Source organism: Streptomyces sp. NPDC029296 (assembly GCF_055569255.1).
In genome coordinates, this window is the sequence record NZ_JBVHXT010000022.1 from 79,251 (window position 1) to 99,469 (window position 20,219).

Annotated in this window: 17 protein-coding genes; 14 read left to right on the forward strand and 3 right to left on the reverse strand. The window is 73.8% G+C overall.

The window, feature by feature from the left end:
- Positions 1 to 701 precede the first annotated feature (701 nt).
- The 6 genes from ACZ4W9_RS20465 to ACZ4W9_RS20490 all read left to right on the forward strand — a co-directional run bounded on the left by ACZ4W9_RS20465 (position 702) and on the right by ACZ4W9_RS20490 (position 7,749).
- Complete coding sequence (locus ACZ4W9_RS20465) at positions 702 to 1,505, forward strand: ABC transporter ATP-binding protein (protein ID WP_467937690.1); 804 nt, start codon at positions 702 to 704, stop codon at positions 1,503 to 1,505.
- The gene (locus ACZ4W9_RS20470) at positions 1,505 to 4,015 is read left to right on the forward strand and encodes an FtsX-like permease family protein (RefSeq protein WP_467937692.1); all 2,511 of its coding nucleotides are present in this window, start codon (positions 1,505 to 1,507) and stop codon (positions 4,013 to 4,015) included. The genes ACZ4W9_RS20465 and ACZ4W9_RS20470 overlap by 1 nt, the downstream gene beginning before the upstream one ends.
- Positions 4,016 to 4,101: 86 nt before the next feature.
- On the forward strand, positions 4,102 to 5,400 hold the full coding sequence (locus ACZ4W9_RS20475) for a sensor histidine kinase (protein WP_467937694.1): 1,299 nt from the start codon (positions 4,102 to 4,104) through the stop codon (positions 5,398 to 5,400).
- Positions 5,364 to 6,008 carry a response regulator gene (locus ACZ4W9_RS20480; protein WP_161290623.1) on the forward strand — a complete coding sequence of 215 codons (645 nt, stop codon included), beginning with the start codon at positions 5,364 to 5,366 and terminating at the stop codon, positions 6,006 to 6,008. Before ACZ4W9_RS20475 ends, ACZ4W9_RS20480 begins: the two co-directional genes overlap by 37 nt.
- Before the next feature lie 119 nt (positions 6,009 to 6,127).
- Positions 6,128 to 6,883 carry a thioesterase II family protein gene (locus ACZ4W9_RS20485; RefSeq protein WP_467937696.1) on the forward strand — a complete coding sequence of 252 codons (756 nt, stop codon included), beginning with the start codon at positions 6,128 to 6,130 and terminating at the stop codon, positions 6,881 to 6,883.
- Positions 6,880 to 7,749 carry an SDR family oxidoreductase gene (locus ACZ4W9_RS20490; RefSeq protein ID WP_467937698.1) on the forward strand — a complete coding sequence of 290 codons (870 nt, stop codon included), beginning with the start codon at positions 6,880 to 6,882 and terminating at the stop codon, positions 7,747 to 7,749. The genes ACZ4W9_RS20485 and ACZ4W9_RS20490 overlap by 4 nt, the downstream gene beginning before the upstream one ends.
- A 50-nt stretch (positions 7,750 to 7,799) precedes the next feature.
- Here the strand turns inward: ACZ4W9_RS20490 and ACZ4W9_RS20495 are convergent, their stop codons facing one another.
- Genes ACZ4W9_RS20495 through ACZ4W9_RS20505 form a run of 3 tightly spaced genes read right to left on the reverse strand, consistent with a single transcriptional unit; the run spans position 7,800 to position 10,544 of the window.
- Positions 7,800 to 7,991, reverse strand: a complete 192-nt coding sequence (locus tag ACZ4W9_RS20495; RefSeq protein WP_467937700.1) for a ferredoxin — start codon at positions 7,989 to 7,991, stop codon at positions 7,800 to 7,802.
- Between the two features lie 26 nt (positions 7,992 to 8,017).
- Positions 8,018 to 9,253: a cytochrome P450 gene (locus ACZ4W9_RS20500; RefSeq protein ID WP_467937702.1), complete on the reverse strand. Its 1,236-nt coding sequence runs from the start codon at positions 9,251 to 9,253 to the stop codon at positions 8,018 to 8,020.
- Between the two features lie 58 nt (positions 9,254 to 9,311).
- Positions 9,312 to 10,544, reverse strand: coding sequence for a cytochrome P450 (locus ACZ4W9_RS20505; RefSeq protein ID WP_467937773.1), 1,233 nt, complete (start codon positions 10,542 to 10,544; stop codon positions 9,312 to 9,314).
- A 1,392-nt stretch (positions 10,545 to 11,936) separates the two neighbouring features.
- Between ACZ4W9_RS20505 and ACZ4W9_RS20510 the strand changes: the two genes are divergently transcribed.
- From ACZ4W9_RS20510 to ACZ4W9_RS20545, 8 genes are read left to right on the forward strand one after another with little or no spacing between them, the layout of a single operon-like run.
- On the forward strand, positions 11,937 to 12,833 hold the full coding sequence (locus ACZ4W9_RS20510) for a proline iminopeptidase-family hydrolase (RefSeq protein ID WP_467937705.1): 897 nt from the start codon (positions 11,937 to 11,939) through the stop codon (positions 12,831 to 12,833).
- A gap of 14 nt (positions 12,834 to 12,847) precedes the next feature.
- On the forward strand, positions 12,848 to 13,783 hold the full coding sequence (locus tag ACZ4W9_RS20515) for an ACP S-malonyltransferase (RefSeq protein ID WP_467937707.1): 936 nt from the start codon (positions 12,848 to 12,850) through the stop codon (positions 13,781 to 13,783).
- Between the two features lie 26 nt (positions 13,784 to 13,809).
- Positions 13,810 to 14,064: a phosphopantetheine-binding protein gene (locus ACZ4W9_RS20520; RefSeq protein ID WP_318205429.1), complete on the forward strand. Its 255-nt coding sequence runs from the start codon at positions 13,810 to 13,812 to the stop codon at positions 14,062 to 14,064.
- Between the two features lie 13 nt (positions 14,065 to 14,077).
- The gene (locus ACZ4W9_RS20525; RefSeq protein WP_467937710.1) at positions 14,078 to 15,646 is read left to right on the forward strand and encodes an AMP-binding protein; all 1,569 of its coding nucleotides are present in this window, start codon (positions 14,078 to 14,080) and stop codon (positions 15,644 to 15,646) included.
- Positions 15,643 to 17,169, forward strand: a complete 1,527-nt coding sequence (locus tag ACZ4W9_RS20530) for a class I adenylate-forming enzyme family protein (protein ID WP_467937712.1) — start codon at positions 15,643 to 15,645, stop codon at positions 17,167 to 17,169. Before ACZ4W9_RS20525 ends, ACZ4W9_RS20530 begins: the two co-directional genes overlap by 4 nt.
- The gene (locus ACZ4W9_RS20535; protein WP_467937714.1) at positions 17,166 to 18,428 is read left to right on the forward strand and encodes a type III PLP-dependent enzyme domain-containing protein; all 1,263 of its coding nucleotides are present in this window, start codon (positions 17,166 to 17,168) and stop codon (positions 18,426 to 18,428) included. Before ACZ4W9_RS20530 ends, ACZ4W9_RS20535 begins: the two co-directional genes overlap by 4 nt.
- A complete protein-coding gene (locus tag ACZ4W9_RS20540; RefSeq protein ID WP_467937716.1) occupies positions 18,428 to 18,880 on the forward strand; it encodes a cobalamin B12-binding domain-containing protein in 453 nt (150 codons plus the stop codon). Before ACZ4W9_RS20535 ends, ACZ4W9_RS20540 begins: the two co-directional genes overlap by 1 nt.
- Complete coding sequence (locus ACZ4W9_RS20545) at positions 18,877 to 20,157, forward strand: methylaspartate mutase (RefSeq protein ID WP_467937718.1); 1,281 nt, start codon at positions 18,877 to 18,879, stop codon at positions 20,155 to 20,157. Before ACZ4W9_RS20540 ends, ACZ4W9_RS20545 begins: the two co-directional genes overlap by 4 nt.
- The last annotated feature ends 62 nt before the right edge of the window (positions 20,158 to 20,219 follow it).

Below are 20,219 nucleotides of genomic sequence, written 5' to 3' on the forward strand. Positions count from 1 at the left end.
CCCTCTCCCTCCCCCCCCCCCCCCCCCCCCCCCCCCCCCCCCCCCACCCCCCCCCCCCCCCCCCCCCCCCCCCCCCCCCCCCCCCCCCCCCCCCCCCCCGCGCCCGCGTATTCCCCTTATCTCGCGGCCTCGTGGAAATGCGCCAACCACGCCTCGATATCACAGTGGATACTGTCCGGATCGATCCCTAATCGAGCGGCGATTTCATCCGCCGCCAATTCCGGCTGCCAGTCGCTGCGCTGGAGCGCCAGCCACATCGTCGTGCCACGCGGACCGCACCGATGCCGCTTACCGGTGCGCCGTGAGAGTAACTCCAGATAACCATCGGGCCGGACGCTCGCGGTCAGCTCGTGGTCGGGCCTCCTGGCCATGTGACATCCCATCTTCGTGGATTCTCGGGTCCGTTCCGACGGTACCCGCAGGTACGCCCCGTGACACGGGCGGCAATCGGACCTTTCCCGGTGGAGCCGCCCGTGCGGACGGAGTCGAGACACCTCTGCACAAACATGGCGCCACTCCTGCACAAAGGTGGAGACGGTGTCGTACACATTTCAGCGGAACCCTGTCGAAACCTGGCCCGGGGAGGTAGAGAAACCTCTACCTCGAACCGGGCGGACAATGCCAATGTGCCGACGGCGCGGTGTTCCTAATGTGGTCCTCAGACACCGCGTGAGAGGCGCGTCATCCCCTAGGGAGCCCGAGTGCAGACTTCACACGACCTCCGCCGGACGGAGGCGGTACGGCTGGACGCCGTGTCGAAGACCTACGGCCGGGGAGACGGCCGGGTGGCCGCCCTGCGCGGACTCACCATGAGCTTCGCCGACGGCACCTTCACCGCCGTGATGGGCCCCTCGGGATCCGGCAAGAGCACCTTCCTGCACTGCGCCGCCGGACTGGTCCGGCCCACCTCCGGCACGGTCACCGTCGGCGGCACCGACCTCGCCGGCCTCGACGACACCCGGCTGACCAAGCTGCGCCGGGACCGGATCGGCTTCATCTTCCAGTCCTTCAACCTGCTGCCCGCCCTCACGGTGATGCAGAACATCACGCTGCCGCTGCAACTGGCCGGGCAGCGGCCCGACCAGGACCTGATCCGCACCGTGGTCGAGCGCGTGGGCCTGGCCGAGCGGCTCGGCCACCTGCCGGCCCAGCTGTCCGGCGGCCAGCAGCAGCGCGTCGCCATCGCCCGCGCCCTGGTCACCCGGCCCGCCGTCGTCTTCGCCGACGAACCCACCGGCGCCCTCGACACCCGCACCGCCGCCGCCGTGCTCCGCCTGCTGCGCGAGTCCGTCGACACCGCCCGCCAGACCCTCGTCATGGTCACCCACGACCCGGTCGCCGCCTCCTACGCCGACCGCGTGGTCTTCCTCGCCGACGGCGCCTTCGCCGGCGAGCTGCACCGGCCCACGGCCGACGCGGTCGCCGCCCGGATGACCCGGCTCGGCGCCTGGGAGGACGAAGCCCACCGGCAGAACGCGCCGCAGCACTCGGGAGGGCGGTTCTGATGTGGCGCCTGGCCCTGCGCACCCTGAAATTCCGCCGGACGAGCTTCGTCGCGACCTTCCTCGCCATGTTCCTCGGCGCCGCGATCGTCATCGGCTGCGGCGGCCTGATGGAGACCGGCGTCCGCATGGCGGCCGACCCGCAGCGCCTGCGCGGCGCCCCGGTCGTGGTCACCGGTGAACAGACCCACGACTCCAGCGCGCTGACCGAACGGCACCGCATCGACGCCGGTCTGACCGGCGAGGTGGCCCGGGCCGACGGTGTGCGCGCGGCCGTCCCCGACGTCTCCTTCCCGGCCACCGTCCTCAAGGACGGCGAGCCGGTGACGGAGAAGTCCGCGTCGTACGGCCACGGCTGGGCGTCCGCCCGGCTCACCCCCTATACCCTCGCCGCCGGGAGATCCCCCGTCACCGGCGGCGAGGCCGTTCTCGACGCCGGGCTCGCCCGGCGGGCCGGCGTCCGCCCCGGCGCCACGGTCGACATCGTCGTCCGGGGCACCGCCCGGCAGTTCCGGGTCAGCGGCGTCGCCGAGCAGCACGGCGGCCACAACCCCGACGCGGCCGTCTTCTTCACCGACGACGCGGCCCGCGCCCTCGCGGGCGGCCGGATCGACTCCGTCGCCGTGCTGCCCGAGCCCGGCACGAGCACCGCCGCCCTCGCGGACGCGGTGCGCGCCGAGGTCGGCGACCGCGCCGAGGTGCTCACCGGCGCCCGCCGGGGACTGGCCGAACTGCCCGGCACCCTCTCCAGCCGGCGCACCGTCGTCATCCTCGCGGCGGTCTTCGGCTCCTCGGTCGTCCTGATCGTCATGTTCGGCGTGGCCTCCACCCTCGGCCTCTCCCTCCAGCAGCGCGCCCGCGAGATGGCCCTGCTGCGCGCCGTCGGCTCCACCCCGAAGCAACTGCGCCGCATGATCCTCACCGAGACCGCCGTGCTGTCGGTGGCCTCCGTACTGCTCGCCCTGGCGCCCGGATACGCCCTCGGACGGCTGCTGTTCAAGGTGCTGACCTCCAGCGGCGTGGTGGCGCCGGCGATCGTCTACCAGGCCGGCTGGATGCCGATGGCCGTCGGCGCGGCCGTCACCGTCCTCGCGGCGGCCGGCGCCACCCGGTTCGCCGGACGGCGGGCCGCCCGCACCGAACCGGTCGCCGCCCTCGCCGAAGCGACCGCCGCGGGCCGCTGGTTCAGCCTGCCCCGGCTGCTGCTCGCGCTGTTCTTCCTCGCCAACGGCATCGGCCTGGCCGTCGCCACCGCCACCGTGATGGAGGACGGCCCCACCCTCGCCAGCACCGCGGGCCCCGCCTCCGTGCTGTTCTGCATCGGCCTCGCCCTGCTCGCGCCCGGCCTCACCAAGGCCATGGTGGCGCTGCTGCGACCCCCCGTACGGGCCCTGTCCGGGCTCTCCGGGCAACTGGCGCTGCGCAACGCCGCCACCGCCCACGTCCGCATGGCGGGCGCCGTCGCACCGATCGTCCTGCTCATCGGCATCGCCACGGGCACCCTGTACATGCAGTCCACCGAGAACCACGTCTCCCGGACCTCCTACGACGCCAACGTCCTCGCCGACTACGTCCTCGACTCCACCACGGGCGGTTTCGCGCCCGGCGTCGTCGCCGAGGTGCGAGGCACGCCCGGGGTGGCCGCGGCCAGCGAGTTCGTCACCAGCCGCGGCTTCGTGGACCGCCCCGGCGGCCCGGCCGACACCGACCTGCGCGGCGTCTCCGCCGAAGGGGTGCGCCAGAGCCTCGACCTGCCCGTGGTCGCCGGCTCCCTCGACGCGCTGCACGGCGACACCGTGGCCCTGTCCGACAAGAAGGCCCGGGAGTACGGCGTCGAGGTCGGCGACCGGCTGCCGCTGCACCTCGGCGACGGCAGCGCCCTGCGGCCCACCGTCGTGGCCCTCTACACCGACAACCCCAAGCAGCAGTACCTGACCCTGCCCGCGGCGACCCTCGCCCCGCACACCGGCGACGGGCTGCCGCGCCAGATCCTGGTCCGCGCCGCGCCCGGCGCCGGCGCCGAGGCCCACGAGCGGCTCGCCGCGCTGGCCGCCCGGGTGCCCGGCACCGAACTGGACGACAGCTCCTCCCTGGCCGGCCGGAACAACCAGATCCAGCAGATCCTGGTGTCCGCCAACTACACCATCGTCGCCATGATCGTCGGCTACGCGGCCATCACCGTCGTCAACACCCTGGTGTCCGTCACCCGCAAACGGCGCGCGGAGTTCGGCCTCCAGCGGCTCACCGGCGCCACCCGCGCCCAGGTGATCGGCATGCTGACCGTGGAGGGCGTGCTGATCGCGGTCGTCGCCACCGTCCTCGGCACCCTCGCCTCCGCGACGACCATCGTCCCCTACAGCCTCGTCAAGAGCGGCTCGTACCTGCCCTCCGGATCCCCCGGCATCTACCTCGCCATCGTCGGCGGGTCCCTGCTGCTGGTGTTCGGTGCCACGCTGCTGCCCTCCTGGCGCGGCATGCGCAGCCCCGCCGTGGACACGGTGAAGGCCGCGTGAGCCACGCCCCGGCCGGGCCGTCCCCGCTTCCCCCGGGCGGGGACGGCCCCCGCGTGAGCGCCGGCCGGGGATGGCAGCATGAGGGCATGAAGACTGTGCCGGTCGCCTGGCGCGGCCGACTCCGCCGCGCCGCCCTGGACACCCTGGTCGGCGTGGCCACCGCCACCGGAGCCCTGCTGTCGGTCGTCCTCTTCGTCACCACCGCCTACTTCGTCATCCTCTGCCTGATCGGCATCGGCTTCCTCGCGCTGCCCTACCTCACCCGGGCCGTGCGGTGGCTGTGCGACCTCAACCGGCGCGCCGCGGCCCGCTCGGGCGTCCCCGTGGAGCGGCCCTACCGGCCCGAACCCGAGGAGATCGAGCGGGACATCGTCGGCTGGACGCGCCGCTGCAAATGGATCCTCGCCGACCCCGCGACCTGGCGGGACCTGCTGTGGCTGCTGCTCAACACCGCCCTCGGCATGGCCGGGTTCATACCGGCCGCCCTGCTCTACTACGCGGGGGAGGGGCTGTTCCTGGCCTGCGGGCTGTGGCGGCCGGTCGCGGACGGCGGAACGGGCCGCTGGTACGCCTTCGTCACCGTCGGCAGCTGGCCGGCCGCGTTCGCCGCCGGCCTGCTCGCGCTCGTCGTGCTCACCGGCTGGGTGTTCCTGTCCCCACTGGTGCTCAAGGGGTACGCCTACTTCGTCCGCTTCCTGCTCGGCCCGACCCGCGGTTCCCAACTCGCCTCACGCGTGCAGCACCTGTCCGAGACCCGGTCCGGCGCGCTGGACATCCAGGCCGCCGAACTGCGCCGCATCGAACGCGACCTGCACGACGGCGCGCAGGCCCGGCTCGTCAGCCTCGGCCTCCAACTCGGCGCCGTGGATCGGAAAATGGGCCAGGACCCGGAGGAGGCCCGCCGGCTGCTGCGGCAGGCCCGCAGCTCCTCCGTCGAGGCCCTGCGCGAACTGCGCGACCTGGTCCACGGCATCCACCCGCCGGTCCTCGCCGAACGCGGCCTGGCCGACGCCCTGCGCGCCCTGGGCCTGGCCAGCCCGCTCGACGTGACCGTGGTGGCGGACCTGCCCGGCAGGCTGCCCGACCCGGTCGAGTCCGCCGTCTACTTCGCGGTGTCGGAACTTCTCACCAACGCCCTCAAGCACGCCGACGCCCGGCGCGTGGAGGTCGTCGCCTGGCGCGCGGAGGACACCCTGCACACCCGGATCACCGACGACGGCCGCGGCGGTGCCGACGTCTCGGCCGGGAGCGGTCTGGAGGGCATCCGGCGGCGGCTGGCATCCTTTGACGGCGTCCTGGAGATCGACAGTCCTCCGGGCGGACCGACCGTGATCAAGCTGGAGTTGCCGTGCGCGTTGTCCTCGCCGAAGACCTCTTCCTCCTGAGGCAGGGAATCATCCAATTACTGGAGGCGTACGGGTTCGAGGTCGCCGCCGCCGTCGACAACGGAACCGACCTCGCCGCCGCGATCGCCGAGCACCGGCCCGACGTGGCGATCGTGGACGTACGGCTGCCGCCCACCTTCACCACCGAGGGCCTCCAGGCCGCGCTGCGGGCCCGGCGCGAGCGGCCCGGCCTGCCGATCCTCGTCCTCTCCCAGCACGTCGAGCAGATGTACGCCCGCGAGCTGCTGGCCGACGGCACCGGCGGCATCGGCTACCTCCTCAAGGACAGCGTCCTCGACGACGAGCAGTTCATCGACGCCGTGCGCCGGGTCGCGGCCGGCGGCACGGCCATGGACCCCGCCGTCGTCGCCCAGCTGTTGACCAGCCACGCCCGGGACGAACCGCTGGCCGCGCTCACCGCCCGCGAACGCGAGGTGCTGGAACTCATGGCCGAGGGCTGCTCCAACACCGCGATCGCCCAGCGGCTCACCGTCACCGAGGGAGCGGCGGCGAAGCACATCTCCAACATCTTCACCAAGCTGATGCTGCCGCCGTCCAGCGACAGCAACCGCCGGGTGCTCGCGGTCCTGGCCTATCTCAACGCCTGAGCGACGCCGGGCGGTTGGGGCGGGTAGGGGTGGCCGGGCGTCCGCAAGGCGGGTCAGACTGCTGGGGCCCGCCCGTGCCCCCCGCGGCGCCGCCGCCCCAGGAAGGGACCACCCGCCCCATGACCACGCTCGCCGAGCACGACCGTCTCTGGATCCGCCGCTACCACCCCCGCCCGGACGCGGCGGCCCGGCTGGTGTGCCTGCCGCACGCCGGCGGCTCGGCGACGTTCTACCACCCGGTCTCGGCGAGCATGCCGCCCTCCGTGGACGTGCTCGCCGTGCAGTACCCGGGCCGCCAGGACCGCCGCCACGAGCCGTGCGCCGGGAGCATCGGGGAACTGGCCGACCACGTCACCCCCGCGCTGCTGCCGTGGGCCGACCGCCCCTTGGTCCTGTTCGGCCACAGCATGGGCGCCTCCCTCGGCTTCGAGGTCGCCCGCCGGCTGGAACGCGACCACGGCATCGTCCCGAGGGCCCTGTTCGCCTCCGCCCGACGGGCCCCCTCCTGCCCGCGCGACGAGTCCGTCCACCTGCGCGACGACGACGGACTCATCGAGGAGATGCGGCGGCTCAGCGGCACGGACTCGGCCATCCTCGACGACATCGAACTGCTCCGCATGGCCCTGCCCGCCATCCGCGCCGACTACCGGGTCGCCGAGACCTACGCCTACGAGCCCGGCCCGAACCTGCGGTGCCCCGTCGTCGCGCTCGTCGGCGACGACGACCCCAAGGTCACCGTGGACGAGGCGCGTGCCTGGTCCCGTCACACCGACGCCTCCTTCGAGTGCCATGTGTTCCAGGGCGGCCACTTCTACCTGACGAGCCATCAGCGTCAGGTGCTCGGGCTGCTCGAGGACGCGGCGGTACGGCCGTGAGGTCGGTCCTCGTCACCGGCTGCGGCAGCGGCATCGGACTGGAGACGGCGCTGGCGTTCGCCCGCCGGGGCGACCGGGTGCACGCCTGCGTCCGCGACCCGGGCACCGCCGGGGAACTGCGGCGTCGTGCCCGCGCCGAGGAACTGACCCTGGACATCCCCCGGCTGGACGTCACCGACGACGCCTCCGTCACCGCCGCCGTCACCGCGGTGCAGGACCGGTACGGCCCCCTGGACGTCCTGGTCAACAACGCCGGCGTCGACCGTACCGGGCCCGTCGAGACCATGCCGGACGAGCAGGCCCGCACCGTGCTGGAGACCAACTTCTGGGGCCCGCTGCGCCTGGCCCGCGCGGTGCTGCCCGGGATGCGCGCCCGGGGCTCCGGCGTCATCGTCAACGTCTCCTCGCTCGCCGCCCGCACCTTCGCCGTGCCGCACGGCGGGTTCTACGCGGCGAGCAAGGCCGCCCTGGGCGCGCTCAGCGAGGCCCTGTACGCGGAGGTCCAGCCGTACGGCATCCGCGTGGTGTGCCTGGAGCCGGGCAGCTTCGCCACCGCCATCCAGCGGGCCTCCCTGGCCGGCGCCGCCGGCGGGCAGCCGTCCGGGAGCGGCCCCTACGCCGCGGACCACGCCTGGCTGGACCGGTTCCTCGCCCGGGTCGCGGAAGGCGCCGCCGACTGCGCCGAGGCGGCCCGGGCCGTGCTCGCCGCCGCCGACGACCCCGCCACCGGGCTGCACACGGTGGTCGGCGCGGACGCGGAGGCGGCCCTGCAGTTCCTCCAGGGGGTCTCCTACGAGCAGTGGCTGCCCCGCTTCCTGGAGCAGGCCCGGTCCCTCGCGGGACCGCGCCCCGCGGACCCCCGATAGGCCGACGGCGGCGGGACCGGGCCACCCGGTCCCACCGCCGTCGAGTGGGTTCAGCCGTGCACGCGGATCGAACGGGACGGGCACAGCTCGGCCGCCTGCACGACCTGCTCGCGCAGGTCCTCGGCCGGCTCCTCCCGCAGGAGGGTGACCAGGCCGTCGGCGTCCTGGTCGAACACCTCCGGGCTCAGCATCGCGCACTGGCCGGAGCCCACGCACCGGTCGCGTTCGGTGGTGACACGCATCAGGGACGCTCCGTCCTGCTCGGCCGTCACCAGGTGACGGGGAGTTCGTAGACGCCGTAGACCATGGCGTCGTCCTTGAACCGCAGCTCCGCCACGTCGGCGTCCAGCCGCAGGCCGGGGACGCGCCGCAGCAGCGTGCCGTAGACCGCCTCCAGCTCCACCCGGGCGAGGTTGGCACCGATGCACTGGTGGACGCCGTAGCCGAAGGCCAGATGGCCGCGGGCCTCCGCGCGGCGGATGTCCAGCGTGTCCGGGTCCGGGAAGACCGACTCGTCGTGGTTGGCCGCGTTGTTCAGCGCGAGGATGCCCTCGCCGGCGCGGATGGTGACGTCGCCGACCTCGATGTCCTCCACCGCGACCCGGGCGGTGCCGGAGTCGGAGATGGAGAAGACGCGCAGCAACTCCTCCACGGCGTTCGGCAGCAGCGACGGATCGGCCCGCAGCGCCTCCATCTGGTCCGGGTGCCGCAGCAGGGCCAGCACCCCGAGCGCGATCATGTTGGCGGTGGTCTCGTGGCCGCCGACCAGCATCAGCCGGGCCATCGTCACCACGTCGGTGTGGTCGGCGACCTGCTCGGCGCGGTTCTTCTCCAGGAACCGGCTGATGAGGTCGTCACCCGGCTCCTTCTCCTTCAGGGTGACCAGCTGGTCGAGATAGGTGTCCAGGGCCTGCACGGCCGCGCCGTACTCCTCCGGGCTCAGGTCGTGGTTCATCATCGCCGCCGACCACTCCTCGAACCGCGCGTGGTCCTCGTAGGGCACGCCGAGCAGTTCGCAGATCACCAGGGAGGGCACCGGCAGCGCCAGGGCGGTGACCAGGTCCACCGGGCCGCCCGCCGCCAGCATCGCGTCCACGTGGTCGTCCACGATCTGCTGGATCCGCGGGCGCAGCTCGCGCACCCGCCGGGCGGTGAACTCCGGTATGAGCATGCGCCGGTGGGCGGTGTGCTCCGGCGGGTCCATGTTCAGCATCATCAGCCGGACCTGCGCCAGCAGTTCCTCGGGGATGTGGAACTGGTGCGGGTAGCCCGGCAGTTTCAGATTGGAGCTGACCCGGCTGTCGCCCAGCACCTGCCGGACGTGCTCGTGCCGGGTGACCAGCCAGGCCGGCTTGCCGTTCACTTTCAGCGCGGCCCGGGAAACGGGCTGGTCGGCGCGCATCCCGGCGTACTCGGGCGGCTCGGAGAACGGGCAGGTGCGGCGCAGCGGGAACCGCACCAGCGGCGATTCCGTCTCGGGTGCGGCGTCGGCGGACTGGGTCATGGCTGCCTTTCGGACGTCGGTGACGGCGGGGGAGGGGTCGGGGCGGCGGGGCGGGGTGTCACCAGGTGACGGGCAGCTCGTACAGGCCGTAGACGATCGCGTCGTCCTTGAACCGCAGCTCCTCCACCGGGGCGGCCAGGCGCAGCGTCGGGACGCGGGCGAGCAGCGTCGAGTAGACGACGTCCAGCTCCATGCGGGCCAGGTTCTGGCCGATGCACTGGTGGACGCCGTAGCCGAACGCCAGCTGGCTGCGGGCCTCGCGGCGCACGTCCAGGCGGTCGGGGTCGGGGAAGACGCGCGCGTCGTGGTTGGCCGCGTTGTTCAGCGGCAGGACGCCCTCACCGGCCCGGATGGTCACCCCGCCCAGCTCGATGTCCTCCAGGGCGACGCGCGCGGTGCCCGCGTCGGAGATGGAGAAGAAGCGCAGTAGCTCCTCCACCGCCCGGGGCATCAGCTCCGGCTCGGCGCGGACGGCGGCCAGCTGCTCCGGGTGCTCCAGCAGGGCCAGCACACCGAGGGCGATCATGTTGGCGGTCGTCTCGTGGCCGGTGACCAGCATCAGCTTGGACATGCTGACGATGTCGGAGTGCTCCACGGCGGGGGTCTGCCGGTTGAACTCGATCAGCCGGCTGATCATGTCGTCGCCGGGCTCGCTCTCCTTGGCGGTGACCAGCCCGTCCACGTACCGGTCCAGCTCGTAGTGGGCGCGGCCCCGGTCCTCCTCGCTGATGTCGTGGTTCATGATGGCCCACGCCCACTCCTCGAACCGGCCGTGGTCCTCGTAGGGCACGCCGAGGAGTTCGCAGATCACCAGGGAGGGCACCGGCAGCGCGAGCGAGGTGACCAGGTCGACCGGGCCGTCCGCGCCCTTCTCCAGCATGTGGTCGATCTGCCGGTCCACGATCTGCTGCACCCGGCCGCGCAGCTCGCGCATCCGGCGCACGCTGAACTCCGGGGCCAGCATGCGCCGTTGCACCGTGTGGTCCGGCGGGTCCATGGACAGGAACGTCAGCGGCACCGACTGGAGGATCTCGTCCGGCACCGGTACCTGGAGGGGGTAGCCGGGCAGCTTCAGGTTCGCGCTGACCCGCTCGTCGCCCAGCAGCTTCTTGTACAGGTCGTGCCGGGTGACCAGCCAGGCGGGCTTGCCGTTGACCTTCAGCCGGGCCCGGGAGACGGGGGCGGTCTCGCGCAGCTCGGCGTAGGCGGCCGGCGGGCTGAAGGGACAGGCCCGCCGCATCGGGAAGTCCGGCGGCGCGGCCTGGTCGGCCGGTTCGGCAGGTGCAGTCATCATGTCCTCTTCGCACGGGAGGGAACGGGACGCGCCGACGCCGGGTCCGCCCCGGGCGCGGCGCCGTGCGGCGCCGTCGGCCGTCCCCCGCACGCTAGGCAGCCACGCCGACGGGACCCAACCCCTAGCCGCCCCTAGGGCCTGTCTGACAATTCCCGTCTGCCGCGCGACGCCATGCACGCTCCCCCAAGCTCTTCGAGCAGGGGGCACCCCCACTCGCCGCACCGGCCCCGGACCCGAGTACGTCCAGTACGAGGGCCTGGGGCCGACACTCCCCCAGCCTTCGGCCGGGGGGACCCCCAGAGCACGCACCTGACGCCGCGCGGCCGCCCTTCGGGCGACGACGCGAATTGTCAGACAGGCCCTAGGGGGTGGCGGGGGCCGGGATGGCCGACGCGGCCGGCTTCACCCGGTGTCCCGGGCGCCGTCGGGGTGTCGGGCGCTGCCGATGGGGTGCGGCTGGTGCCCCGGATGCCGTTGGTGCGGTGCGGTGCGGTGCGGGGCGGCCGGCGCCCGGGTGCCGTCGGTGGGGTGCGGCCGGTGTCTTGGGTGCCGGCGGGGCGGGGCTGGTGTTGTGGATGCCCCGGACACCCCGGTTGCCCCGGGTGCCGTCGGTGGGGTGCCTCCGCTGGTCCCGAACGGCGGCGGCGCGGTACGGCCGGTGAACCCGGGCGCCGCCGGTGCCCTGTGCCCGCCGCGGATGCCTCGTCATCCGCCACCCCGGGTACTGCGGGGCCGGTGCTCGTCGCCAGGGCCCGGCTGGTCCCGTCGCCTGTCGCTTCGCGTGCCGCCTCGACTCCGTCGTCCGTCACCCCGGGTGCCACCGGCATCCCACTCCCGAGGCTCCGCGTGCCGCCGGCATCCCGTCGCCCGCCGTTCGCGTGCCGTCGGTCGCCCGTTGCCTGCGTGCCGCCGGCCCCCCCGTCCGCGCGCCGCCGGCCGTCCGTCCCCGCTCCCTCCCCGCGCCGTCGGTCGCCTGTCCCCGCTGCCCCCGCGCGGCCGGCACTCCGTCGCCGCTGCCCCCGTGCGGCCGGCACTCCGTCGCCGCTGCTCCCGCGCGGCCGGCACTCCGTCGCCGTTGCTCCGCTTGGGGCCGGCACCCCCTCACCCGCCTTCCCCTCCCACGTCACCGGTACCCACCCCCACCCGCCTCCCTCTCCCACGCCGCCGCAGGCACCCCACCCCACCCCACCCCGCCCCCCACCCCCATGCGCCCCCAGTCCCCCCGGACCGCCTAGGGGCGGTTAGGGGTCTGGTGGCGGGGCGGGGGCCGTTAGCGTCGGCTGCGGACCACGGCGGAGACGGCGGGGGCGCCGCGCCCCGGCCCTCCCGGTCCCGGCCGGGGTCCGCGCCCGGCGCCGTCCCGTCCCGCAGCGAGCAGAGGTGATCAGCGTGTCCCCGGAAGCCAGCGCGAAGGGCACCGTCCCCTTCGGGGAGTACCGGACCTGGTACCGGGTGACCGGTGAGCCGGGCGCGGGACGCCCGGCGGTCGTCGTCGTGCACGGCGGGCCCGGCAGCACCCACGACTACCTGCTGCCGCTCGCCCGCCTCGCCGAGGACGGCTGGCCCGTCGTCCACTACGACCAGCTCGGCAACGGCGGCTCGACCCATCTCCCGGACCAGGACCCCGGGTTCTGGACCGTCGAGCTGTTCGAGGCCGAACTGGCCAACCTGGTTCAGCGGTTGGGGATCGCCGACGACTATGTGCTGTTCGGCCAGAGCTGGGGCGGCCCGCTGTGCGCCCGGCACGCGATGACCGCCCCGCCCGGCCTGCGCGGACTGGTCGTGGCCAACGCGCCCGCCTCCTACCCGCTGTGGTTGCAGGAGATGGCCCGGCTGCGCGCCGCACTGCCGCCGGAGGTGGAGGACACCCTGCGGCGGCACGAGGCGGCCGGCACCTACGACAGCGAGGAGTACCTCGCCGCGATGCGGGTCTTCTACGACCGCCACGTGTGCCGGGTGACGCCCTGGCCCCGGGACTTCCTGTCCTCGTTCATGGAGATCTACAACGACCCCACCGTCTACTACGCGATGAACGGCCCCAACGAGTTCCACGTCATCGGCTCCCTGAAAGACTGGTCGATCGTCGGCGACCTGCACCGCATCCGCATCCCGACCCTGCTGATCAGCGGACGCCACGACGAGGCCACACCGGCCGTCGTCCAGCCGTACCACGACGAGATCCCCGGGGCCCGCTGGGAGATCTTCGAGGAGTCCAGCCACCTTCCGCACCTGGAGGAACCCGAGCGGTTCCGCGCGGTGCTGACCGACTTCCTCAAGAGCCTGTGAAAGGGGACCTGGCCATGGCACACGACACCGCCCTCGTCTTCCCCGGCATGGGACCCGTCCCGTTCGCCGAGGTGGGCAGGTTCATGGTGGCGAACCCCATCGCCCGGGACCTGGTCGCCGTCGCCGACGAGGCCCTCGGCTACTCCCTCGTGGACGCCTTCCGCACCTCCCCGGGCGACTATTCGGAGGCCGCCCAGGTCGCGTTCCTCGTCAACTGCCTCGCCTGCGCCCACTGGGCCGAGGAACACCTCGGCGTGGAACCCGGCATCGTCGCCGGACCCAGCTTCGGCGAGAAGGCGGCCCTCGCCTACACCGGCGCCCTGGAACTCCCCGACGCCGTCCGCCTCACCGCGGAGATCGCCCGCTGCCTGGAGGAGTACTTCGCCACCGAGCACAAGGACGTCGTCACCCTGTCCTTCGTCCGCGCCCCGCGCGACGGCCTCGACGCGATCCTCGCCGAACTGGACGAGGCGGGGGAGTGGCACGAGATCTCCTGTCACATCGACGACGGCTTCTACATGCTCTCCCTCTCCGAACACCGCGTGCCCTGGTTCCAGGAGCGGCTGCGCGCCCTCGGCAGCCTCCCCCTGTACACCATGCGGCCCCCCATGCACGCCTCGGCGTTCGCGTCGCTGCGCGCGAAGGCCGACCGCGAGGTGGTGTCCCGCTACGCCTTCGCCGACCCCCGGCTGCCCGTCGTCGCCGACCAGGACGGCCGGCTCCTGCGCACCGGCGAGGAGGTGCGCACCATGCTCCTCGACGGCTTCGACCACCCGATGGACTGGCCGAGCGTCACCACGGCCCTGAAGGACGCCGGCGCCCGCCGGATGTGCGTCGCCGGACCCGACAGCCTGTTCGGCCGGGTGCCGTGCACGACCCGCCAGTTCGACGTCGTCGCGGCCCAGCCGCGGCTGGCCATGACCCCCCGGCGCCGTACCCGCGCCGCCTGATCCCCGCCCGACTCGTTGGAGGCCCCATGTGGGACGACCGGTTCGAACAGATACTCCGCCCCTTCCTGCCGTTCCTCCCCCCGCAGGAGGAGCTGACGCCGGAGTCCGACCTGAAGGACCTCGGCCTGGACTCCCTCGGCACCGTCCAGCTGCTCGGCACGCTGGAGGAGGACTACCAGGTCCGCTTCCGCGACAGCGCGCTGACCATGGACACCTTCCGCACCGCCGGCGTCCTGTGGGACACGCTGCGCGGCATGCTGCAGCAGAGCACCGCGGGCTGACGGGGCGGCCACCGTGGACCCCACCGTGGACGGCACGCTGTCCGGCCGGTTCGCGCGCGGCCTGGCCCTCGCCCCCGACCGGCCCGCGCTGCGCGCCGACGGCGTCGAGCTCACCTACCGCGAACTGCACGAACACGCCCTGGTCCGGGCCGGCTCACTGCTCGCCGGGCTCCCCGGCCGGCCGCCCGCCGTGGGGGTGCTGGCCGGCAAGGGACCCACGGCGTACGTCTCGCTGCTGGCCGGCCTGTACAGCGGCGTCACCGTCGTCCCCCTCCAGCCGGCCTTCCCCGCCGCCCGCACCCGGCGGATGATCGAGGCCGCCGGGGTGGGCGCGCTGCTCGCCGACGACGACGCCCTGCCCGCCCTGACCGCGCTGCACGAGGACGGCGTACGGCTGCCGACGCTGTTCGCGCCCGGCGGGCAGCCGATGCCCGCCCTCGCCCTCGACCCGGACAGCGCCCTGAAGGCACCCCAGCCCACCCGGCCCTCCGACATCGCCTACGTGCTGTTCACCTCGGGCTCCACCGGCCGGCCCAAGGGCGTCCCGGTCACCCACGCCAACACCGCCCACTACTTCGGCCTGCTCGACCGGCGCTACGACTTCGGGCCGCACGACGTCTTCTCGCAGACCTTCGACCTCAACTTCGACTGCGCGATGTTCGACCTGTTCTGCGCCTGGGGCGCCGGCGCCGCCGTCGTCCCCGTACCGCCCCGGGCCTACGCGCACCTGCCGGAGTTCGTGGCCGAGCAGCGGATGACCGTCTGGTTCTCCACGCCCAGCGCGATCACCCTGGTGCGCCGCACCGGCGGGCTCGCACCGGGCGCCCTGGCCCCGCTGCGCTGGAGCTTCTTCGCGGGGGAGGCGCTCGGCTGCAAGGACGCCGAGGACTGGGCCGCCGCCGCGCCGGGCGCCGCGCTGGAGAACCTCTACGGCCCCACCGAGCTGACCATCACCATCACCGCGCACCGCTGGACACCCGGCCGCCAGCCGAACGACATGGTGCCCATCGGCGCCGTCCACCCCGGCCACGACACCCTGCTGCTCGACCCCTCCGGCGCGCCCAGCACGGGTGACGAGGGCGAACTGTGCATCGCCGGGCCCCAGTCGACCCCGGGCTACCTCGACCCGGCGGACGACGCCGGGCGGTTCCTGGAGCGCGACGGCCGGCGCTACTACCGCACCGGCGACCGGGTCCGGCGCGCCGACGACGGCGGATGGCACTACCTGGGCCGCAAGGACGCACAGGTCCAGGTGCACGGCATCCGGGTGGAGCTGGCCGAGGTGGACGCCGCCGCCCGCACCTGTCCCGGCGTCGAGGACGCCGTGACCGTGGCGGTGCCCGTGGACGGCACCGTGGAACTCGCCGTCTTCCACACCGGCACCCCCGTCGCGCCCGCGCGGCTCGCCCGCCATCTGCGCGCGCTGCTGCCGGCCGCCGTCGTCCCGCGCGCCTACCACCACCTGGACGCCCTCCCGCTCAACGCCAACCGCAAGACCGATCGCAGGAAGCTCGCCTCCCGGGCCGCGGCCATGCGGCAGCCCGCCGGAGGCACACACGAAAGGCGGCAGGAGTCGCAGTGAACGGTCAACCGACAGTGCCGGCCCGCACCGACGCCCGGGTGCACGACCTGCTCGACGAGGCCACCGCCGAGCGCCCCGACGCCCCGGCGGTCACCGACGCCACGGGCCGCTGGACGTACCGGGAACTGGCCGCCCACAGCCACGCCGTCCACGCCTGGCTGCGGTCGGCCGGCATCGGCCCCGGCGACCGGGTCCTGGTCCAGCTGCCCAGCACCCGGGAACTCGTTGCGCTGCTGTACGGCACCGCGCGGTGCGGCGCGGTCCTCGTCCCCGTCAACACCGGCATGAAGGACTACCACCTGCGGGCGGTCGTGGAGAACGCCGAACCCGCGCTGATCGTCGTCGCCGACACGGCCGTGGACCGGATCGGCGCCCTCGCCGGTCAGGTGCCCGTCCGCGGGCTCGGCCCGGCCTGGCGGGAGATCACCGCGCTGCGCGAGCGCGGGGAGCGGCCCGCCGAGACCCCGGTCGGCGCCGATGACATCGCCGTCCTCGTCTACACCTCCGGCTCCACCGCCGCGCCCAAGGCGGTCATCTGCCCGCACGGCCGGATGGTCTTCGCCACCGAGGCCATCAACCTCGAACTCGGCTACCGCCCCGACGACGTGGTGTTCTGCCGCTTCCCCATCTCCTGGGACTACGGCCTGTACAAGGTGCTGCTCACCGCCGCCGGCCGCAGCGAACTCGTCCTCGCCGACGGCGACTCGGACCTGGTGCTGCTGCGCCGCATCCGGGAGACCGGCGCCACCGTCGTCCCGATCGTGCCGTCCCTGGCCACCATGATCTGCGCCCTCGCCGAACGCGAACCGGCCCGTGCGTCCCGGGTGCGGCTGTTCACCAACACCGGTGCCGCGCTGCCGAAGTCCACCGCCGACGCCCTGCGCACGGCGTTCCCCGGTGCCGAGGTGGTCGTCCAGTTCGGGCAGACCGAGTGCAAACGCGTCTCCGTGCTGCCGCCCGCCCTCCAGGACGCCAAGCCCGGCTCGGTCGGCCGCCCGCTGCCCGGCACCCGCGCCTTCGTCGTGGACGACGAGGGCCGGCCGCTGCCGCCCTGGCGGACCGGCGAGATCGTCGTCGAGGGACCGCACGTCATGCCCGGCTACTGGCGGGCCCCGGAGCAGACCGCCCGCGCCTTCCGCCCCGCCCCCGACGGCGGACTGCGGCTGCACACCGGCGACTTCGGCCACGTCGACGAGGACGGCTTCCTGTACTACGAGGGCCGCCGCGACGACATGTTCAAGCACAAGGGCGTCCGCATGAGCACCACCGAGATCGAGGCCGCCGCCGCCGACGTCCCCGGCGTCCGCGCCGCCGCCGTCCTGCCGCCCGCCGAGGACCGCCCCCTCGCGGTGTTCGCCGAGGGCGACATCGACCCGCACACCCTGCTGAAGGAACTGTCGCTGCGGCTGGAGCCCGCCAAGGTGCCCGCCGTGAGCCGGATCGTCGGCGAACTGCCGCTCACGCCGCACGGCAAGCACGACCGCAAGGCGCTCGCCCGCCTCCTGGAAGGAACCCCCGCGTGACCGCCACCGAACCGGCCGGCCGCGACCACCGCGTGTCCGCCACCGAGCTGGCCGAGCGCTTCGGCACCCCGGCCTACGTCTACGACCTGGACCGGGTGGCCGCGGCCCGCGACGACCTGTTCGCCGCGCTGCCCGCCGAGGTCGAGGTGTTCTACGCCGCCAAGGCCAACCCCCACCCCGAACTGCTGCGCGAGCTGGGGGCCGGCGGCTGCCGCGCCGAGATCAGCTCCGTCGGCGAACTCGACGCCGTCCTGCGCGCCGGGTTCGCCGGCGACCGCGTCCTGTACACCGGACCCGGCAAGACCACCGGGGAACTGACCGAGGCCCTGGCCCGGGGCGTGCGCCTGTTCTCCGCCGAGTCCCCCGGCGACCTGCGCCGCATCGGCGAGACGGCGCTCGGGCTGGGCCTGACCGCCGACTGCCTGCTCCGCGTCAACAACGCCACCGGCGCCGCGGCCACCGGCATCCGCATGACCGGCGTGCCCTCGCAGTTCGGCTTCGACGGCGAGACCCTGCCCGACCTCGCCGCCGAACTGCGCGAGGTCCCCGGCACCCGCGTCGCCGGACTGCACTTCTTCCCGCTGAGCAACGCCAAGGACGAGGCGAGCCTCATCGCCGAGTTCCGGCACACCGTCGCCACCGCCGCCGCCCTCCAGGAGGCCCTCGGCGTCACCTTCCGCTTCCTCGACATCGGCGGCGGATTCGCCGCGCCCTACGCCGTGCAGGGCACCCGGCCCGTCTACGGCGAACTGCGCGACGCCCTCGCGCGGGCGCTGGACGAGCACTTCCCCGGCTGGCGCGCGGGCGCCCCCCAGGTCGCCTGCGAATCGGGCCGCTACCTGGTCGCCGACAGCGGCACCCTGCTCACCTCCGTCGTCAACGTCAAGGACAGCCGCGACCACCGCTACCTCGTCGTCGACGCCGGCATCAACACCTTCGGGGGCATGTCCGGGCTCGGCCGCATCCTGCCCGTGTCCGTCGAACCCCACGAGTCCGTGGGCGCCGACGGCACCCCGGCGAGCCTGGCCGGACCGCTGTGCACCCCGGGCGACCTGCTCGGCCGGGGCGTCCCGCTGCCCGCGCTCGCCCCCGGCGACCTGCTCACGGTCCCCAACGCGGGCGCCTACGGCCCCACGGCCAGCCTGCTGATGTTCCTCGGCCGGCCCGCGCCCGCCGAGATCGTCGTACGCGGCGACGACCTCGTGTCCGTCTCCCGCATCGAGCACACCCGCACCTACGACCACGGACAGGCCCTGTGATGAGCCCCTCCCCGACCTTCCCCGGCCCCGGCGACCGGCCCGTGCTGGTGGCCGGCGGCATCTCCGACTCCCACACCTGGAACCTCGTCTACCTCCAGCTCCTCCTGGAGGAGCACGGGCACCGCGTGGTCAACCTCGGCCCGTGCGTCCCCGAGGACCTGCTCATCGCCGAGGCCCTCGCGCACCGCCCCGCGCTCATCGTGGTCAGCAGCGTCAACGGGCACGGCTACCACGACGGCATGCGGACCGTCACCCGGCTGCGCGAACACCCCGGCCTCGCCGCGGTGCCCGCCGTCATCGGCGGCAAGCTCGGCATCGCCGGGCCCGCGGGCACCGAGGAGGTGGCCGCGCTGCGCGCCGCCGGGTACGACGCGGTGTTCGACGACAGCGCCGAGGGCGTCGCCGCCTTCCGGCGGATGCTCGGCGCGCTGCCGCAGCGGGCCCTGGTGTGACCGGCGGCGGGTTCGGCGCGTTCGTGCGCCGGGCTCACGACGCCGGCCACCTGGTGGTGCAGCCCCGGATGGGGATGAGCAGCCCGCGGCGGATGCGTTCCGGGCTGCTCGCCACCCGGAACGCGCGGGCGACCACCGTCGGCACGATCACCCTGGACAGCTACACCCGGGTCGGCGACCTGGAGTCGGCGCGCCTGGCCGTCCTGGAGGACGTGGCCCTCAACGGCTACCCGATCGTGAGCCACGACGCGGCCACCACCGCGGCCGTCCTCGACGGGATCCACGGCCCCGGCTTCCCGGTCCAGGTCCGGCACGGCTCCGCCGCGCCCCGGGACATCTTCCGGGCGCTGACCGCCGTCGGGCTCGACGCCTCCGAGGGCGGCCCGGTCTCCTACTGCCTGCCCTACGGCCGGGTGCCGCTGCGCGCGTCCGTCGCCCACTGGTCGGACGCCTGCGAACTGCTCGCCGCCCGCCGGGAGTCGGGCGGCGAACCGCACCTGGAGACCTTCGGCGGCTGTGTCCTCGGCCAGTTGTGCCCGCCGAGCCTGCTCGTCGCCGTCAGCGTGCTGGAGGCGCTGTTCTTCCACCGGCACGGCATCCGCAGCATTTCCGTCAGTTACGCCCAGCAGACCCATCCCGGCCAGGACGCCGAAGCGGTGGCCGCGCTGCGCCGCCTGTGCGCGCACCACCTGCCGGACGCCGAATGGCATGTCGTCGTCTACGCCTACATGGGCCTGTATCCGGAAACGGAACAGGGCGCCTACCGACTGCTCGGGAAAGCGGCCGAACTCGCCGTCGCCAGCGGCTCGGAACGGCTCATCGTGAAAACCGTCGCGGAATCCCGCCGCATTCCCACCGTGGCCGAGAACGTGGCCGCCCTGGAATACGCGGCCGAGATCGCCGCCCGCACCCCGCGCGCCCCGGTCGACGCCACCGGCACCCAGACCTACGCCGAGGCGTCCGCCCTGGTGAACGCCGTCCTGGAACTGGACGACGACCTCGGCGGTGCCCTGCTGACGGCATTCGCCGAGGGACTGCTCGACGTGCCCTACTGTCTGCATCCGGACAACGCCGGATTCAGCCGCAGTCATATCGCCGCGGACGGCCGGCTGGCCTGGACCGACATCGGCAGGATGCCGCTGAACGGCATCGCCGACGTACGCCCGGCCCACGCCGTCACCGCCGCGGAACTGCTCGATTCCCTGTCCTACGTACGCCGTTCGTTCGACGGACACGACCCCCGGAACACCCGGGCCGTCGAATCCGCCCACCCCTAGGGGTGGTTAAGGGTGTGGCCTTTCGAAGGCCGTCACTACGGTGTGGAAAAAGGTGAGGAAAA

Excerpts from the sequence above, each read along its gene's own strand:
- ACZ4W9_RS20515 (WP_467937707.1), top strand. The coding sequence starts at position 12,848 with ATGGCACACGACACCGCCCTCGTCTTCCCCGGCATGGGACCCGTCCCG.
- ACZ4W9_RS20485 (WP_467937696.1), top strand. The coding sequence starts at position 6,128 with ATGACCACGCTCGCCGAGCACGACCGTCTCTGGATCCGCCGCTACCAC.
- ACZ4W9_RS20470 (WP_467937692.1), top strand. The coding sequence starts at position 1,505 with ATGTGGCGCCTGGCCCTGCGCACCCTGAAATTCCGCCGGACGAGCTTC.
- ACZ4W9_RS20540 (WP_467937716.1), top strand. The coding sequence starts at position 18,428 with ATGAGCCCCTCCCCGACCTTCCCCGGCCCCGGCGACCGGCCCGTGCTG.
- ACZ4W9_RS20495 (WP_467937700.1), bottom strand. The coding sequence starts at position 7,991 with ATGCGTGTCACCACCGAACGCGACCGGTGCGTGGGCTCCGGCCAGTGC.
- ACZ4W9_RS20475 (WP_467937694.1), top strand. The coding sequence starts at position 4,102 with ATGAAGACTGTGCCGGTCGCCTGGCGCGGCCGACTCCGCCGCGCCGCC.
- ACZ4W9_RS20520 (WP_318205429.1), top strand. The coding sequence starts at position 13,810 with ATGTGGGACGACCGGTTCGAACAGATACTCCGCCCCTTCCTGCCGTTC.
- ACZ4W9_RS20505 (WP_467937773.1), bottom strand. The coding sequence starts at position 10,544 with ATGACTGCACCTGCCGAACCGGCCGACCAGGCCGCGCCGCCGGACTTC.
- ACZ4W9_RS20500 (WP_467937702.1), bottom strand. The coding sequence starts at position 9,253 with ATGACCCAGTCCGCCGACGCCGCACCCGAGACGGAATCGCCGCTGGTG.